This window comes from Saccharibacillus deserti, assembly GCF_013618475.1.
In the GTDB taxonomy this organism is placed as follows: Bacteria; Bacillota; Bacilli; order Paenibacillales; family Paenibacillaceae; genus Saccharibacillus; species Saccharibacillus deserti.
On record NZ_JABJVN010000008.1, the window covers coordinates 139,245 to 156,193 of the forward strand.

General features: G+C 58.5%; 11 protein-coding genes. 1 reads left to right on the top strand and 10 read right to left on the bottom strand.

Translation table 11 applies throughout. From position 1 onward, the window contains the following. Positions 1–110 precede the first annotated feature (110 nt). The 8 genes from HOP44_RS18595 to HOP44_RS18630 all read right to left on the bottom strand — a co-directional run bounded on the left by HOP44_RS18595 (position 111) and on the right by HOP44_RS18630 (position 12,098). Positions 111–2,114 (bottom strand): EAL domain-containing protein, encoded by a 2,004-nt coding sequence (locus HOP44_RS18595; protein WP_172256142.1) that lies wholly within the window; start codon positions 2,112–2,114, stop codon positions 111–113. A 316-nt stretch (positions 2,115–2,430) separates the two neighbouring features. After that, positions 2,431–4,296, bottom strand: a complete 1,866-nt coding sequence (locus HOP44_RS18600; protein WP_172256144.1) for an ABC transporter ATP-binding protein — start codon at positions 4,294–4,296, stop codon at positions 2,431–2,433. A 63-nt stretch (positions 4,297–4,359) separates the two neighbouring features. Continuing rightward, on the bottom strand, positions 4,360–6,087 hold the full coding sequence (locus tag HOP44_RS18605) for an ABC transporter ATP-binding protein (RefSeq protein ID WP_172256146.1): 1,728 nt from the start codon (positions 6,085–6,087) through the stop codon (positions 4,360–4,362). Continuing rightward, a complete protein-coding gene (locus tag HOP44_RS18610; protein WP_246369923.1) occupies positions 6,084–6,599 on the bottom strand; it encodes a MarR family winged helix-turn-helix transcriptional regulator in 516 nt (171 codons plus the stop codon). The genes HOP44_RS18605 and HOP44_RS18610 overlap by 4 nt, the downstream gene beginning before the upstream one ends. A gap of 152 nt (positions 6,600–6,751) precedes the next feature. After that, positions 6,752–7,471 (bottom strand): MerR family transcriptional regulator, encoded by a 720-nt coding sequence (locus HOP44_RS18615; protein WP_172256148.1) that lies wholly within the window; start codon positions 7,469–7,471, stop codon positions 6,752–6,754. 44 nt (positions 7,472–7,515) lie between these two features. Further along, positions 7,516–8,274 (bottom strand): Hsp33 family molecular chaperone HslO, encoded by a 759-nt coding sequence (locus HOP44_RS18620; RefSeq protein ID WP_172256150.1) that lies wholly within the window; start codon positions 8,272–8,274, stop codon positions 7,516–7,518. Positions 8,275–8,398: 124 nt separating this feature from the next. Next, positions 8,399–10,693 carry a helicase C-terminal domain-containing protein gene (locus HOP44_RS18625; RefSeq protein WP_172256152.1) on the bottom strand — a complete coding sequence of 765 codons (2,295 nt, stop codon included), beginning with the start codon at positions 10,691–10,693 and terminating at the stop codon, positions 8,399–8,401. 244 nt (positions 10,694–10,937) lie between these two features. Continuing rightward, positions 10,938–12,098 (bottom strand): SH3 domain-containing C40 family peptidase, encoded by a 1,161-nt coding sequence (locus HOP44_RS18630; protein ID WP_172256154.1) that lies wholly within the window; start codon positions 12,096–12,098, stop codon positions 10,938–10,940. A 365-nt stretch (positions 12,099–12,463) separates the two neighbouring features. Here HOP44_RS18630 and HOP44_RS18635 point away from each other — a divergent pair, with 365 nt between their 5' ends. Continuing rightward, a complete protein-coding gene (locus tag HOP44_RS18635; RefSeq protein WP_172256156.1) occupies positions 12,464–14,341 on the top strand; it encodes a sulfatase-like hydrolase/transferase in 1,878 nt (625 codons plus the stop codon). Positions 14,342–14,698: 357 nt separating this feature from the next. Here the strand turns inward: HOP44_RS18635 and HOP44_RS18640 are convergent, their stop codons facing one another. Together HOP44_RS18640 and HOP44_RS18645 are read right to left on the bottom strand one after the other, a co-directional pair. Beyond that, entirely contained in the window at positions 14,699–16,144 is a 1,446-nt protein-coding gene (locus tag HOP44_RS18640; protein ID WP_172256158.1) for a sensor histidine kinase, read from the bottom strand. A gap of 83 nt (positions 16,145–16,227) precedes the next feature. After that, positions 16,228–16,908, bottom strand: coding sequence for a response regulator transcription factor (locus HOP44_RS18645; RefSeq protein ID WP_172256160.1), 681 nt, complete (start codon positions 16,906–16,908; stop codon positions 16,228–16,230). Positions 16,909–16,949 lie beyond the last annotated feature (41 nt).

Consider the following 16,949-nt stretch of genomic DNA (forward strand, 5'->3'; position numbering starts at 1 on the left):
TTGATCGCGGGTCGGACGCTGTCCGGCCTTCTTCCCTAGTTATTACCCAGAAGACGAATCGAAAGATCGCACACACCGGGAAAACCCCGGTGAGGGCTCTGCCGGGATCTTTAATCGGCTGTATAGGCCTGCTGCGGAGCCGCCGTGATCTTCCAGGCGCCGGCCTCGACTTCCTGCGGAAGCATCGGACGCCCGTAGTAGTAACCCTGCATCAAGATGCAGCCGCGGGACAACAGGAAATCGGCCTGCTCTCTCGTCTCCACGCCTTCCGCCACCACTTCCAGGTCAAGCAGACGCGCGATTCCGATAATGCCGACGATCAAGGCCTGCTTGGAGACCAGATCGCTGCTCTTGACGAAAGACTGGTCGATCTTGAGCGTATCTACCGGGATCTCGTCCAGTCTGCCCAGCGAAGAATGGCCGGTTCCGAAATCGTCCATGGAGACTTTGACTCCCAGATTGCGCACTTGTTGAAGCTGCGAGAGCGTGATCTCCATGTTTTTCATGGCGATCGACTCGGTAATTTCCAGCTCGAGCATAGGACCCGGCAGCCCGCTTGAGCGCAGCGCTTCGTCGACCATATCGAACAGGGTCATACTCTCGAATACCCGGTAAGACATATTGATCGAAACGCAGACTTGAAAACTCTTCGCGTCATGCCAGGCTTTGTTCTGCCGGCACACTTCGCCCAGCATCCAACGGGTCATGGGCACGATCAGACCCGTTTCTTCGGCGATCGGAATGAATTCGCCCGGCGAAACGACTCCTTTTTCCGGATGCTGCCAGCGAAGCAGGGCTTCGAAGCCGGCTTCGCTGCCCAGACGGGCATCCCACTTGGGCTGGTACACGATAAAGAACTGCCGGTGTTCGAGCGCCAACCGGAGATCTTTCTCCAGCTCCATCTTGCGGCTGAGCTGTCCGCCGATTCCGGCGTTGAAGAAAACGGTTTTGTCTTTGCCGGAGGTTTTGGCCTGGTACAGAGCCGCATCCGCCGCTTTCAGCAGGGCCGGACGGTCTTTTCCGTGAATCGGAAACAAACTGAGGCCGGCACTGGCCGTCACATACAGCTCGTTGCCTTCGATCATGTATGGCCGACTGATTTCTTCGAGCAGGGCGTTTACCCGCTGAAGCAGCCGCGCCGGATCTTTTTCGGTTCCGACCAGCAGAAACTCATCCCCGTCCATCCGAAACAGCGATTCGCTCTCGTGGATCCGGGTATCGATACGCCGCGCGGCATGCGCCAGCAGCATATCGCCGAGATCTCGGCCCAGCGTATCGTTGATCACCTTGAAACGGTCCAGATTGATCAAGACCATCGAACCCAGCCGGTTCTCTACCAGGCGTCGTTCCGATTCTTCCGGAAGCGCATAACGATTGCGCAGACCGGTCAGCGGATCGAGGAATGCGATCTGCTTGAGCGTACGGCGTTCGAACACCATAAAGATCCAGGTGATGCACAAAATAAGCGAGACCAACACCGATACGCCGGCCACCACATAGGAGGAAGGCAATTCGGTATAGCCAAGTATGGCCGCGGGAGAATGCAGACCGTCGATCCGCAGCGCGCCCAGAAGCGCATACTGCATGGCGAATATGCCCGAACCGAGAATCAGAGCGGCCACCGGCTTCGACAACGCGGACGAAGCCGAATGGCGAAAGTTGCCGAGCACGTACAAAGCAAAGTAGCAAGCAATAAACATAATCGCCACCGAGAAAAAACCGGCGACCGGATCGATGGCGACCACAAGGGCGGGTCTCAGCGCGAACAAGCCCATAGCGGACATGACGGTCACGCCTAAGCCGAACACGCCGCCCGCAAGACGGCTGGTCAGAGGCTTCTGTCTGCCGAACAGCAGAAGCATTATGTATGCGGACAAACTGGAAACCGCTACCGCCGAGACGGCAAGCTTAGGCTCGTAATACGGCGCAATGCGATGATGGTAAGACAGCAGACTCATAACATGGACCCACCAGGTTCCCATTCCGAGAACGATGGCAGCGGCGGCGGTAACAAGCCGCTTCTTGCCTTTTCCCGTCCGGCGTTTTCCCGTGGCCAGGCCAAAAGCCAAATAAGCGGAGAGCAGCGCGACCGACAGCGACAGAACGACAAGCACGCCGTTCCAATTCTCCGTTAAACCTGAGACAAGGACAGAGATCATAAATCGGTACCCACTTTGCGTTATGATAGTTGTGCGGACGGTATGTAAGGCTCTTGCTTCAGGCAAGTAAAACCTTCCTTCATTATATCGAATAAATATGCGGAATTCATTAAATCGATGGATTTATGGTCAAAAAAATGCAAATTCCGCAGCCGAAAGCAAAAAAAGAACCGGCAGCGGCTGCCGGTTCCTGCTGGTTCGGAATATCGAACGGTCGGATTTACATGTTTGCGGGCCCAAAAGCTTCGAATCCGAGAGGTCCGACGCCGAATTATACGGCTTCTTCCGAGAATTGGCTGTTGTAAAGATCCGCATAAAATCCGCCTGCGGCCAACAGTTCTTCGTGCGTGCCCTGCTCGATCACTTCGCCCTGATTCATGACAAGAATCAAATCGGCTCCCTTAATCGTAGAGAGGCGGTGCGCAATCACGAAGCTTGTCCGGCCCTTCATCAGCTCGCCCATGGCCTGCTGGATAAAGATCTCCGTCCGGGTATCGACACTGCTGGTCGCCTCGTCCAGGATCAGGATGCGGGGATCGGCCAGTACGGCGCGCGCAATCGTGAGCAGCTGCTTCTGTCCCTGCGAAATGTTCGAGGCTTCTTCATTCAGCACCGTGTCGTAGCCTTCCGGCAGCGTACGGATAAAGTGATCGGCTCTCGCCGCTTCCGCCGCGCGCACAATTTCGTCTTCCGTGGCGCCTTCGCGTCCATACGCGATATTCTCGCGAATCGTGCCGCCGAACAACCAGGTATCCTGAAGCACCATACCGAACAGGCCTCTCAGCTGTTTGCGGTCCATTTCGGAAGTATCCACGCCGTCGATCTTGATCGCTCCGCCGTTCAATTCATAGAAGCGCATCAAGAGGTTGATCAGCGTCGTTTTGCCTGCACCGGTCGGTCCGACGATGGCGACGGTCTGTCCCGGAGCGGCCTGGATATTCATGTCGTTGATCAGCATCTTCTCTTCCGTGTAACCGAAACGCACATGCTCGAACTTCACTTCGCCTTTGCCGGTCAAGTGGCGTTCCAGCTTGCGGTCCGGCGTTTGTTCTTCCTCGTCCAACACCTCGAATACCCGCTCCGCCGAAGCGATCGCCGATTGGATGATGTTCGCGATGTTCGCGGTCTGCGCAATCGGCTGCGTAAACTGCCGGGCATACTGGATAAACGCCAGAATATCCCCGATGTTGATACGCCCGTTGGTCACGAAAATCCCGCCGACCACACAGATCAAGACATAACCGATATTGCCGATGAAAGACATCAGCGGCATAATCATGCCTGAGATAAACTGGGCTTTCCAGCCCGATTCGTACAGTTCCGCATTATGACGGTCGAACTCTTTGAGAGAAGCTTCTTCGCGTCCGTAAGCCTTGACGACCCGCTGGCCGTTGTACATCTCTTCGACGTGTCCGTTCAAGTCGCCGAGCGAACGCTGCTGGCTCGCAAAATATTTCTGCGAACGTTTGGCGATCACAATGGTCACGACCAGACTGAGCGGAATGGTCAGCACCGTAATCAGCGTCATGATCGGACTGATCGTCAGCATCATAATAATGACGCCGATGATGGTCACAAGCGACGTAATGATCTGCGTCATGCTCTGCTGAAGCGTATTGCTGATATTGTCCATGTCGTTCGTGACCCGGCTCAGTACATCGCCGTAAGGATGCTTGTCGTAGTATTTGAGCGGCAGCCGGTCCAGCTTTTCCTTGACCTCTTTGCGCAGGCTATAGGACGTGCGCTGGGCGACGCCGGCCATCACGTACTGCTGGATATAGCCGAACAGGGCGCTGAACACGTACAGGCCGGCAAGAATCATGATGATCTGCCAGATGTAGGTGAAGTCGACCGCGGCTCCGGGAATTCCCTGCGCTTTGGCGATCACGCCTTCGCTCAGCCGGTTAACCGCTTTGGCCATCACTTTCGGTCCCAAAATATTGAATACGGTACTGAGAATGGCCGTGATCAGCACGACCAGCAAATGGAACTTGTAAGGGGAGAGATAACGTGCAAGACGCTTGAGCGTCCCCTTGAAATTTTTCGGTTTGACAACAGGCATTCCCATGCCTCCGGGACCCATTCCCGGCGGGCCTCCACCGGGTCCCCGGTGCGGCGTTTTTTTCTGTTCACTCATAATAGGCTTCCCCTTCCCGAAGCGATTGGAGGACCGGCGCTGGGGCTGCAAAGCTGCGTTTCATCATCCCGCAATCTCCTCCGCCGACAGCTGCGAAGAGACGATCTCCCGATACACTTCGCTGCTCTCCATCAATTCCGCATGCGTGCCGATCCCGGCAATCCGTCCCTGATCCAGCACAATGATGCGGTCCGCGTCCATGACGGTGCTGACCCGCTGCGCGACCATCAGAACGGTCGAATCCTGCGTCTCCTGCTTGAGCGCGGCCCGAAGCTTTGCATCCGTCTTGAAATCGAGTGCCGAGAAACTGTCGTCGAAGATATAAATCTCCGGCCGGCGTACCAAGGCTCTGGCGATCGAAAGACGCTGCTTCTGTCCGCCCGACAAGTTCGATCCGCCCTGGGAAATCGGCGAATCGTAACCTTCTTCCAGCGTTTCGATGAATTCCGCCGCCTGGGCCGTCCGTGCCGCCCGGCGTACTTCTTCATCGCTCGCCGAAGCGTGGCCGTAGCGGATATTCTCGGCTACGGTTCCCGTAAAGAGCAGCGCCTTCTGCGGCACATACCCGAGCTTCAGGCGAAGTTCGTCCTGCTTCATCTCGCGGATATCGACTCCGTCTACCCGCACGGAACCTTCCGACGCTTCGTAGAAACGCGGAATCAGACTGACCAGCGTCGATTTGCCGGAGCCGGTTCCTCCGATGATCGCCGTGACTTCGCCGGGGCCGGCTTCGAACGAAATATTTGAGAGCGCCGGTTCTTCCGCTCCGTCGTAGCTGAACGTTACATCGCGGAATTCAAGCCAGCCTTTTTGCCGTGAAGCGGTTGGGGAAGCGGGATCCGTAATGTCGGGAATTGCTTCCAGCACTTCGTTGACCCGTCCGGCCGATACCGAAGCCCGCGGAACCATGACGAAGATGATCGAGACCATGATCAGGGAGAACAGGATCTGCATCGCGTACTGGACGAAGGCCATCAGGTTGCCGAGCTGCATCTGGCCCGCGTCGATCCGAATACTGCCGAACCAGATGATCGCGATCGTCGAAAAGTTCAGGATCAGCATCATGGCCGGCATCATAAATGCCATGATCTTATTGACGCGAATCGCGGTATCTCTCAGATCGCCGCTTGCGTCGTCGAAGCGTTCGCGCTCGCTGTTCTCGCGGCCGAACGCCCGGATGACCCGGATACCCGTCAGATTCTCGCGCAGCACGAGGTTGAGTCGGTCGATCTTCTTCTGCATCGCTTTGAACAGCGGCAGCGCGCTGCGGCCGATCAGCAGAATCAGCAGGGCCAGCACCGGAATGACGACTACCAGGACGAGAGAAAGCTTGGCGTCTTTGGAGACGGCCATGATAATGCCGCCGATCATCATCATCGGAGCCATAGCCATCATGCGCAGCATCATGGTCAGGACCTGCTGAATCTGCGTAATATCGTTGGTCGTACGCGTGATCAGCGACGCCGTACCGAACTGGTCGAACTCTTTGAGCGTAAAGCGCTGCGCGTGCGAGAATACCCGGCTGCGCAGATCGCGGCCGAAGCCCAGCGAGACTTTGGCGGACAGATAACTCGCCGCGATCGAACAGACCATCCCGATCATCGCCACTCCGAGCATCAACCCGCCGATTTTCCAGATGTACGGAATATCGCCGTTCGAAATGCCTTTGTCGACGATATCCGCCATCAGCGTCGGCAGATACAGTTCCGACAGGGCCTGCACGAGAACCATGAACAGGACCAGAACGACGCCGACCCGGTAAGGCTTCAGCATGCGAAACAATTTCATCATAACGGTCTCTCTCCTTTATCGTCGGACGCACAAGCGCCCTTCTCTTGCCCGGGTTCTTCGTTCTCGCGCTCGGCGAAATAATCGTGAGTCCGGTTCAGCAGCTGAACCAGAAGCCGGGTATCTTTTTCTCCCAGATAATCCGTCAATCCGCCGACCATCGATTCCATCTCGCAGATAAAGGAATCGGTAACCCGCACGCCTTCGTCCGTCAGCGAAATCCGCACGGCCCGCCGGTCCGACGGATCGGAACCGCGCAGCACAAGGCCGTCCGCTTCCAGACCCTTGATCAGCTGCGTTACGGTCGGCGACGCCACATCCAGAATACGGCTGATTTCCGATACCATGATGCCCGGCTCGCCATGATCGACGCGGCTGCGCAGAACCATCAGCAGCATACCTTCGCTCTGTTTGCGGCCGGCCATCGGTCCGGAATGCTTTTTCTTGCCCCTGTGCTGGAACTTGCGGATCGTAATCATCAGTTCGCGGGCCAGGGGGCTTATACGGGATTCCATTTCGCTGCTCCTTTCTGTTTTCCGTTATCGGAATAGGGATACGTTCTGAAAAAGAAAATCTACTTAGGTCGGCTAATATTTAGCCTGCCTATTTATTAGCCAACTAATTGTATGCCCGGAAAAGGCGAATGTCAACTTTGATCGAAAGACCCTCATACGAGGGCCTCGGTGATGTAGGCGTACAGATCGGCGTCCAGTCCGAATTGAAGCGAAAATTCCGGATTCTCGGAATGGAAACGTTCGGCATTTTCTCGCATATGGGGATCGTCCCCGCCAAAAGCAAACGCAATTTCGCGCCACTGCGCTGCCAGCTGCCGCACCGCTGCGGAATCCGCAGGAGTCCCTTTCTCCATTTCGACCCGCAGCATGCGCACGATATGGGCAAAACGTTCCGCAGCCGAATCGAGTGAAGCGGAATCGCTGCTTTTGTAATAGCTGCGCATGCCCCGAAGCTGACTTTTCGTAAAATATTCATCCCGCCCCGCTTTCATCGCTCCCAGCAGCACGGTCAATTCTTCGACGCTCATCGCCTGCCGGGATTGGACGGTCCGCAGCGCTTCTTCCAACTCCCGAAGCAGACGGTTTTTGGATTTCAGCTCTTCTCTGAGCCGCGCAATCTGCATGCCGATCGCCTCCGCCGTCCGATCCTGTTCTCCGCCCAGGATCCGGCGAATATCTTCGAGCGCAAGCCCCGCCGACTTGAGCGACAAGATGCGTTGAAGCCGGGAGAGGTCTTCCGGCGTGTACAATCGGTGCCCCGAAGCCGTATGCGCCGACGGAGAAAACAACCCGATCCCGTCATAATAGCGCAGCGTTCTGAGCGTCAACCCGGTCAATGCGGACAGCTCTCCGGTCTTCCAATAGTTCTGCATAGGCTGTTCCTCCTCCGAATCGGCTTGGTGCATACCGCGGCCGTTCAAACTTCGTAACGTCTGCCGCACACGCGGCATATCGCTTCCGACGGCGAATCGCCGGACTGGCCGCCGGTCCACGCAGCCATTCCCGCAAGCATCTCGCGCGAACAGTAACAATGCAGGCGAACCGGACGTTCTCCCAATCGCCGCATGCCGGATACCCACTCGTGATCATGCCAGGATTCTTCACTGCGCAGACTGCGGCGCAGCTGCGCCATCAAGCTTGCAGGCGCTCCCGGCAGAGGTTGGACGAATAGGGCTTCCGACGATACGCAGACGCCGTCCCTTATATCGGTCCGGGTACGCAGGCAGGTATCGATCTGCTCGCTCTGCCGGAAATAGTGTTCCAGATTCAGATCCATTCTGTCATAGGGCAGATCCGTAATGCCCGTAAATTGGCGGGTTCCCGAAGCCCGGATGCAGCGAATACTCCCTTCGGAAACCGCGGCAGATTCTTCCGAGAGATACGCCCTCACGTTCCCTTCGGCATCCGCATCGACAAAGATCCGGCTGCGAAGTTCTTTCGAAACCATTTTGAACGTGAGCCGCTGTGTATCTTTGAGAGTGCCCGTCAGTAAGCAAAGCGTCGAGAAACTTTGCGCCAATGCCGCGGCAAGAAACGGTGTCTTCTGCCCGCTGCGGACCAACAGTCGGCGTACCAGCTTCGTATTGTCGATATGGAAGATGCGCACTCGATTGTCTGCGTCGATTCCCTGTACAAGCCGATCTTCCTCCGAATGTTCAAACCCGAATGGCTGCATGACCCTCTCCCCTTCCTTACCCCTACTATAAAACATGACGTTACGTCAGGTTCAACCCCGAATTTTCGTACGCCAAAAAAACCTTCACCGGATTGGCGAAGGTTTCTTTTTTCGTCGGGCCGCGTTATTTCGTTCCCCATTCTTCCGGCAGCAGCGAGCGGTAAGGTTCCTGCAAAAAGCGGTCGTCCGCCAGAATCAGCACGCCCCGGTCTTCCTCGGTTCGGATCAGACGGCCTCCCGCCTGCTGGACTTTGTTCATGCCGGGGTAGACGTAAGCGTAGTTGAAGCCGTTGCGGCCCCGATCGTTGTAGTAATCCCGAATGATATCGCGCTCCAGCCCGATCTGCGGCAGGCCTACCCCGATCACGGCCACGCCTGTCAGCCGGTCGCCGGCCAGGTCGATCCCTTCGGAGAAAACGCCGCCCATGACGGCGAAACCGACCAGCGTCTTCTCCCGATCCGCCGAGAACGCGTCGAGGAACCCCGTGCGCGCAAGTTCGGACATGCCCGCATCCTGTCCGAGAATCTCGATCTTTCCGGGGTCGATCCGCGTCTCGAACGCCTGACGGATCTCCTGCAAATAAGCGTACGACGGGAAAAAGAACAGGTAGTTGCCCGGGCGCTTGTTCACCGTGTCGGCCAGCGCCCCCGCCAGCGCATCCCGTGTCCGCTCGCGGTCGCGAAAGCGCGTAGAGAACGGCAGCACCGTGACGTCGAGCTGCTCGGGACTGAACGGCGACGGAATCGACAGCGTATAATCGTCTTCGGCAGAGCCAAGCATCTCCCGGTAAAAACCGAGGGGGGTTAGAGTCGCCGAGAAATAGACGGCGGAGCGGTAGTTTTTGGATGACTGCAGCAGCTGCTGCGACGGATCGAGACAGAACATCTTCATCCGTACTTCGCTGCCGTCCGTCTCCACGTAAGTCACGTATTGATCGCCGTACAGCCGCCCGACCCGCAGAAAAGCCTGCGCGGAGAAATAGGCTTCCAGCAGTTCTTCTTCGGATTCGCTGCCATGTACGGTCACAAGTGCGTGCTCCGCCTGTTCCACAAACGGCTCCAGCAGCTTGAACATGACCTCCGGCGCCTCGCTGCCGACGAAACGTCCCGCTTCTCCGGCCTGTTTGCGCAGCAGAATCAAATACGCGTTGACGCGGTCGGCCGCGCCGCGCACGCCTTCATGCACCTCTTTGTAGCCCCGCTTGATCGCGAGAAAAGCCGACTTCAGCAGTTCGGCGGAGAACATTTCGCGGCCGCGTTCGACCAGGTTGTGCGCTTCGTCGACGAGCAGCATCGATTTGCCGCGCTGTTCGTCGGACAGCCGCTTGAACGCGATACGCGGATCGAAGACGTAATTGTAATCGCAGACCACGACGTCCGCCGCGTAGGCGGCATCAAGCGAGAACTCGAACGGACAGACCGTATGTTTGCGCGCGTACTGTTCCAGGACCTCGCGGGTTATTCTCGTTTCGTGTTCGAACAGATCCATGAGGGCATCGTTCACCCGGTCGTAATAGCCGATTGCGAACCGGCACTGGCCGCCCGCGCAGTCTTCTTCTTCCTTGAAACAGACTTTGTCTTTGGCGGTAATCGTGATGGAACTGAGATAGGCGCCGCTGCGTTCCAGCAGGCCCAACGCTTCCTCCGCCCCGGCCCGCGTAGTCGTCTTGGCGGTCAGGTAATAGATGCGGCCGACCAGTCCCTCTCCGATCGCTTTGATTGCGGGAAACAGGGTCGAGATCGTCTTGCCCGTGCCGGTCGGTGCCCGCGCGAGCAGGTTTTTCCCTTCGCGTACGGTTTTGAATACCGCTCCGGCGAACAGACGCTGTCCTTCCCGGTAGCGGCCGAACGGGAAGGGGAGTGCCGAGGCCGCGGCGTTCCGCTTTTCTTCGCGCTTCTTGAGCAGCAGCGCATACGGCGCGTAACGTTCCGCCACCTCCTGCACGAATGCGGTCAGTTCTTCGGCCGTCTGCACAACTTCCCGTACGCTGCGCTCGCCGCCCGGTTTGTGCACATAGGTCAGCCGCACGCCGACCCGGTCCAGCTTCAGATCCAGCATCAGCATATAGGCATAGAATTTGGCCTGCGCCCAATGGACCTCGTGTCCGGATTCGATCTGGTCCGCCGTTTCCGACGTCGATTTGATCTCGTCGATCGTATACGAACCGTCCTTGTTCTGCAGCAGACCGTCGCAGCGGCCTTCCACCTGGACGATCAGTTCGCCTTCGGCGCAGGTCAGTTCCGTTTTCAAAAACACTTCCTTGCGGTCGTTCTCTCCATAATTTTCCTGGACTTCGCGGTGAATACGGGTTCCTTCCTGCAGCGCACTGCCGCCGAAGCGGGTGCCGGATTCCAGACTGCCGCTGCGGAACACGTACTCGACCAGCGGACGAACCGATGTTTTGACCTGATAAGCCATCCGGATTCCTCCTTTCCGTGAAACAAATCGCCGGTTGGGACGACTTTCTTTTTTTTTGGACAATGGGGCAGACGAAACAGCGGCTGCGCGCGTCTATCCATTATAGACGAACGGCTGCGCAAGTTCAGCCGGTCCTCGATGGCGCAAAAAAGCGGCTTTCGCAAAAAGCGAAAACCGCCGATTTCGTGAAGGAAACCGCTTGGGGCATCCGGGCGCGAGAATCCGCTTCCCGGTGCCGTGCCGTTTACTGCAGAACGCGTCTTGCCGACACGTAATGATCCTGCCAGTATTTCAGATCGAGATCGGCGATCGCCACGCCGTCTTTGCTGGCGCTGTTGTGCACCAGATGGCCTTTGCCGTCATAGATGCCCACATGCCCGATCAAGCCGGGAATACTGCTCCAGAAAAACAGCAGATCGCCTTTTTGCCATTGGTCTTTCTCCACCGGAATGCCGATGTCTTTCTGGTAGGCGGTTCCGAACGGAAGATTGACGCCCTGCAAGCCGAATACGTACCGCGTGAAAGACGAACAGTCGAACAGCACCGGCGCTTCGTTGCGGCCAAAGCCGTAATGGGTAATCCCCTGCAGCGCCAGCGCATCCTGGATCACCCGGTCCGCCGATCCCGAAGCGACCGTTCCGCCAGGCAGGATGTCCGCGGAAGGGAGAACCGGCAGAGGCAGTGCGGCCGGCATCTCGACCGCCGGAGCGGGCGCAGGCGGAGCCTGAATGGACGGAGCCGGAGCGGACGGAGCCGGGGAAACCGTGCCCAAGCCCGGCAGCGTATAGGTCACGTAACTGGTGGAGACGTAGCCGGTTACACCGCTGGTATCCGTGATCCGGAGCCAGGCGGAGTTCGCGAGTTCGACGGCGGCGAAGGTCTCGCCTGCCGACAGTACGCGGTACACGTCGCTGCCCGTAACGGGTTCGGCGCGGAAATTCACGTTCTTCACGACGACTCCGCTGCCTGCTGCAGCCGGGATCGGCGCAGGGACAACTGTTTCCGCCGACGTCTTAACCGAACCGGCGGCCGGAGCGGGCGCCGAAGCCTGCTTGACGGGCGGTGCAGGCGTCTTGACCGGGGAAGAAGCGGGCTTGAAGGTCGAAGCGGAAGCGGCGGGCTTGACGGCGGCGGCAGCCGGCGCCTTGTTGTACGTAATGTAGGAAGACGATACGTAACCCGTCTTGCCCGACACTTCGACTTTGAGCCAGGAAGCGTTCAGTTCGCTCAGCACTTCAAGCTTGGTGCCGGGCTGGAGCGTGCGGTATACGCTGCCTTCGGAAGCCGAAGGCGCGGAACGAAGATTGACGGGTCGATCGACTTTGCCGCTCGATGCTTCCGCGGCGACGGGTACGGTCACTAGAAGAGCGGATGCTGCGAGCAAGCTGAAGAACTTTCTTTTCATGAGTGCCTCCTTATACGGGACATGCGCAGGCGGCAGACCGGCGCACGCGTCATGGGGTCGAGAGCGCTTCCGCAAAAGAACGGAGAACGGCGTACAGTCGGGAATAACGGATCGGTTTGCATTCTACCGATATTTTATCTTCTATCGGCCCGAACTACCAGCTTTTTGAGCAAATTAACGGCAAATCGGAAACGGTTTTGACATCTTTTGCGGCCGGGAGCATAATAGCTAAGGATTTGCGGCGTTTTCGCCAAGGTGGGACAAAACGCGCCAAACGGTTTATCCCTATACAAAAGGCCTGCCGGCACAGGATTACCTCTGCGGCATCCCTAACATTTTCCTCTATAGAAAAGGAGCTTTGCCCTGTGGAGCCGATCAAAAATGTACGTTCTTTACTCATCCAACCTTTCATTTTGTTCACGCTGATTCTGTTGGTTAAAGGCTATATCGCCTGGGGACCGATCTTCGAGGATACGCCGCTCTGGGGTCCTCTGCTGACGGAGATCCCGTTCCTCTGGATCATCTTCTGCCTGTTCGAGTGGCTGGCCACCAAACGCAAACTGCTGTGGTATATGGTGACCAACCTGCTCGTAACGGCTCTGTTCTTTACCGCGATCATTTATTTCAAGTATTACGGCGTCGTCGTCAGCTACCATGCGCTTGACCAGAGCCGCCAGGCTGTCGAAGTCAGCGACAGCGTATTCTCTCTGCTCGCGCCGCAGTATCTGCTGATCTTCACCGATATCATCATCTTGACCGTCTGGTTCTTCGCGAGCAAAAAAGCGCGCAGCTGGCGTCAAAGCGTCGTGCGTCACCGGATGAGCCGCCGGATGCTCGGCAGCGTGCTGATTCTCTCGCTCGTTCTGTGCACGATGAATATCTGGCCCAACCGCGCAAGCATGAACGAAGTCGTCAAAGCGGAAAAGATGGGAATTCTCAACTACGAAGCATTCACCCTGCTGACGGACCGCGATGAAGAACCCGTTCCGCTGGACGAAATCAGCCAGGCCCGAATCGACGGACTCAAAGGCGTCACCCCACCGGAGACGCCGGCCTATTACGGCTCGGCCAAAGGCAAGAACCTGATTATCCTGCAGATGGAATCGCTGCAGAACTTCATGGTCGGTCTCAAGGTCGACGGACAGGAAGTCACGCCGAATCTGAACAAGCTCGCAGGCGAGGGGCTGTATTTCCCGAACTTTTACCAGAGCGCGGGGCAGGGGAACACCTCGGATGCCGAATTCACGGTGAATACCTCGTTCTATATCCCGCCGCGCAAAGCGGCCGTTATCGCCTATGGCGAGAAAGAACTGCCGAGTCTGCCCAAACTGCTGAAAGAAAACGGCTACCAGACGGCTACGTTCCATACCAACCAGGTCTCGTTCTGGAACCGGAATCAGCTGTACGCCGCTCTCGGTTTCGACCGCTATTACGATCAGGAATTTTTCGGCACGGACGATACGGTCTTTTTTGGCGCTTCCGACGAAGTGCTGTACCGGAAGACGACCGAGCAGCTTCAAAAGATGGACGAATCGGATCAGCCGTTCTATGCGCAGATCATTTCGATGAGCTCGCATCACCCGTTCACGATTCCGGAAGAAAAATACAAGATGACCCTTCCGGCCCGCTACGAAGATACGCTGGTCGGCGATTATATCCGTGCCCAGAACTACGCGGATTACTGTCTGGGTCTGCTGATCGACGAACTTAAGGAAAAAGGGCTCTGGGAAGACAGCCTGCTGATGCTGTACGGCGATCACCTGGGTCTGCCGCTGCATTCGATGAGCGAAGAAGACCTGGCACTGGCCCGGGACATCTTCGGCCACGATTACACGTACAGCGACATGCCGAATATTCCGTTCATGATTCTCGGATCGGGCGCGAAGGCTTCGAACGAGCAGCCCCAACTCGGCGCCCAGGTGGACATTATGCCGACGGCGGCGAACCTGCTCGGCATTTCTCTCCAAGACCATATCCATTTCGGACAGGATCTGCTGAACCAGAACGAGAATATGGTCCCCGAACGCTATTACTGGCCGTCGGGTTCGCTGATTACCGGCGATACGCTGTTCATCCCCGGTACGGCCTACGCGGATGGCACGTATTATCCGCTCAAGAAAGGCGGTACCGCCTCTTCCGGCGTGACGGAAGACCAGTACAACCGCATGCTGCAGCTGTTCGAGCTGTCGAGCAGCTACGTCCGTCAGCAGCCGGACCGCCCGGAAGCTTCGGAAGAAGAATAGGCGCGGAAGGCGAAGCGAATCGCATGGGTACGGCCGAGCGGCCGTAGGCCATACGGGAGCTATCCTGGTTTCCGCATACCGGACAGAAGCTCCGTACGGGTTACAGCATGACTCTGATCCAGGATTGACATGAATACGGAAAAGCCCGCCGAGGATCGCAGGATCCGCCCGGCGGGCTTTTTGGTGCGCAGATAATAAGGAATCTTCAACCGACTTCTCCATTCTTCAATGCCTGGATCCAAATAACTGCACAGAAGCCGTTATTTCGGCGCACTGCGCTGCTGCGCGGCAGCGGCAGCTCCCGGCGGGCTTGATCGCGGCCCTTCCCTGCCGCGGCCAAGCCGAAGCCCGCCGCCTTCAGTCAAGTTCCGCGACGGAGAAGGTCACGCACGCGCCGCCCTCCGGGCGGTTCTGCGCGGCGATCTCGCCGCCGTGCCGGCGCACGACGGTCCGGGCGATGAACAGCCCGAGACCGGAGTGCCCGCCGCCCGGATCGGCGGCGTCAGACCTTGCCGCATCTTCGCGATAGAACTTCTCGAAGATGCGGCCGCCCCCGGCTTCCGCGAAGCCGGGGCCGTCGTCGCGCACTTCGAATTCGGCCCCGCCGAGCCGGATTCGAAGCTCGAGCGCGACGAGACCGCCCTCCGGCGCATAGCGGAGGGCATTACTGACCAGATTGTCCAGCACCCGGTTGATCCGGTGCTGATCCAATCGCTGCGGGCCGCGCCGGTCTTCGGCGCGCAGGTCCCGCACCGCAAGCGCGAAGCCCACGCCGCGTTCCCGGCAGAGAAAAGCATACTCCCGCCCTTTGGCGCGGACGGCCGTCTCCAGATCGACCGGCTCCGGACCGAGCGCAAAGTCCGGACGTTCTACCCGCGCGGCTTCCGACAGATCCGCGGTCAATCGGATCGAACGTTCCGCCGCGTCGAGAATCGTCTCCGCGTAGCGCACGGCGCGTTCCGGACGCCGCCCCGCATCGTCCAGCAGCACTTCCGCATGTCCGCGGATCACGCTGAGCGGCGTGCCGAGGTCGTGCGCGACGGCGGCGATCATATCGCGGCGGTCGCGCTCCGACTGCCATTCGCGCCTCAGCGATTCGCGCAGCGCTTCGCGCATCTGCTCGAACGCGGCCAGCAGCTGGTTCAGTTCGCGCACGCCGGTTCCGCCCCGCTCCAGCGAGAAATCCAGATCGTGCTCGCGGATCTTCTCCGCCCCTTCGATCAGGTGCCGGAACGGCTCTTCAAGCCTGCGGCTCAGCCGGCGGCCGCTCCATAAGGTGAAGCCGTACAGATAAGCGAACGGGGCCGCCGCCATCAGCAGCCCGCCGAGCAGAAGCGGCACAGCTTCGGACGGATTGGACGAAGCCATCGTCAGCTTGTAGCGCAGCGCGATCGCTCCGGCGAATTCTCCGCCGGTCCCGGTCAGCGGCTCGTACTGCACGAAATAACCGCCGGAAGCCGAAGGATCGTTCAAGCGTTCCAGCAGATCCGCTGTGCTGCGAATCGCGCTTTCGCCCGTGTACGATCCGTACATCCGCTTTCCCGAAGCGTCGAACATCTCGTAACCCATCCCTTCGGCGGGCACGATCCGCTCCACTTCGCCGCGCGATACCGGAGATACCGGATGGTCCAGCTGCCGGATCTGCGAGACGATCTGCGGAATTCGGCTCTCGTAGTAGTTGGCGGGCCGCAGCGAATTTCCCCAGACCAGCAGCGCGGAGAGCCCGACCGCCCAGGTCAGCAGCGCAGCCAGCACGCTGAGCAGAAAGGTCCGGTGGAAACTGCGCTGGATCAGGCTTTTCAAGAGTCTTTCCTTGGGTGCTTTGCCGGCCTCCGGGCCTATCGAACCTGCAGATTCGATAGGCCCACTCTGCCGGGCTTCTTTTTTCACATCTGCCATTTGTAGCCCACGCCCCAGACCGTCGCGATCGGATTCAGGCCCGGAGCGGCCGCTGCAAGCTTGGCCCGGATCTTTTTGACATGTTCCGTTACCGTCGCCGAGTCGCCGTCCGCTTCCAGTCCCCAGATCCGTTCATACATGTCCTCCCGCGCAAACACCTGGGACGGATGCAGCGCCAGCAGCAGCACGATATCGAATTCGCGTCCGGTCAGTGCAAGCGGAGTCCCGCCGGCCTGCACCTCGCGCCCCTGCGCATCGATCGCCAGATCGCCGAAGCGCAGATAACGGTCCGCGGCGCTGCGGTCCCTTTTTTCCCGGCGCAGATGCGCGTAAATTCTTGTCTTGAACTCGCGCAGGCCAAACGGCTTCACCAGATAATCGTCGCCTCCGGCCATCAGACCGCGCACGCGGTCTTCCTCCGAACGCCGGGCGCTGACGAACAGAATCGGACATGCAGCGCTCCCGCGGATCGCTCCGCAGAGTTCGTACCCGTCCATGCCGGGCATCATCACGTCGAGCACGACCACATCGGGTTTATGGGGCAGCAGCGCCAGCGCTTCTTCGCCGCCGTATGCGCACAGCACCTTGTACCCTTCGTCTTCCAGCGCGTCGCGCATAAACGCCACGATATCGCGCTCGTCGTCGACCAGCAGCACCGTCTCCGCCATCGCACACCCTCCTTTTTCCGCTCTTTGCACCAATGTCCGTT

Bases quoted from the DNA above. Each gene is read 5' to 3' on its own strand.
- HOP44_RS18600 (WP_172256144.1), bottom strand. From the start codon at position 4,296: ATGAGTGAACAGAAAAAAACGCCGCACCGGGGACCCGGTGGAGGCCCG.
- HOP44_RS18605 (WP_172256146.1), bottom strand. From the start codon at position 6,087: ATGATGAAATTGTTTCGCATGCTGAAGCCTTACCGGGTCGGCGTCGTT.
- HOP44_RS18610 (WP_246369923.1), bottom strand. From the start codon at position 6,599: ATGGAATCCCGTATAAGCCCCCTGGCCCGCGAACTGATGATTACGATC.
- HOP44_RS18615 (WP_172256148.1), bottom strand. From the start codon at position 7,471: ATGCAGAACTATTGGAAGACCGGAGAGCTGTCCGCATTGACCGGGTTG.
- HOP44_RS18620 (WP_172256150.1), bottom strand. From the start codon at position 8,274: ATGCAGCCATTCGGGTTTGAACATTCGGAGGAAGATCGGCTTGTACAG.
- HOP44_RS18625 (WP_172256152.1), bottom strand. From the start codon at position 10,693: ATGGCTTATCAGGTCAAAACATCGGTTCGTCCGCTGGTCGAGTACGTG.
- HOP44_RS18630 (WP_172256154.1), bottom strand. From the start codon at position 12,098: ATGAAAAGAAAGTTCTTCAGCTTGCTCGCAGCATCCGCTCTTCTAGTG.
- HOP44_RS18645 (WP_172256160.1), bottom strand. From the start codon at position 16,908: ATGGCGGAGACGGTGCTGCTGGTCGACGACGAGCGCGATATCGTGGCG.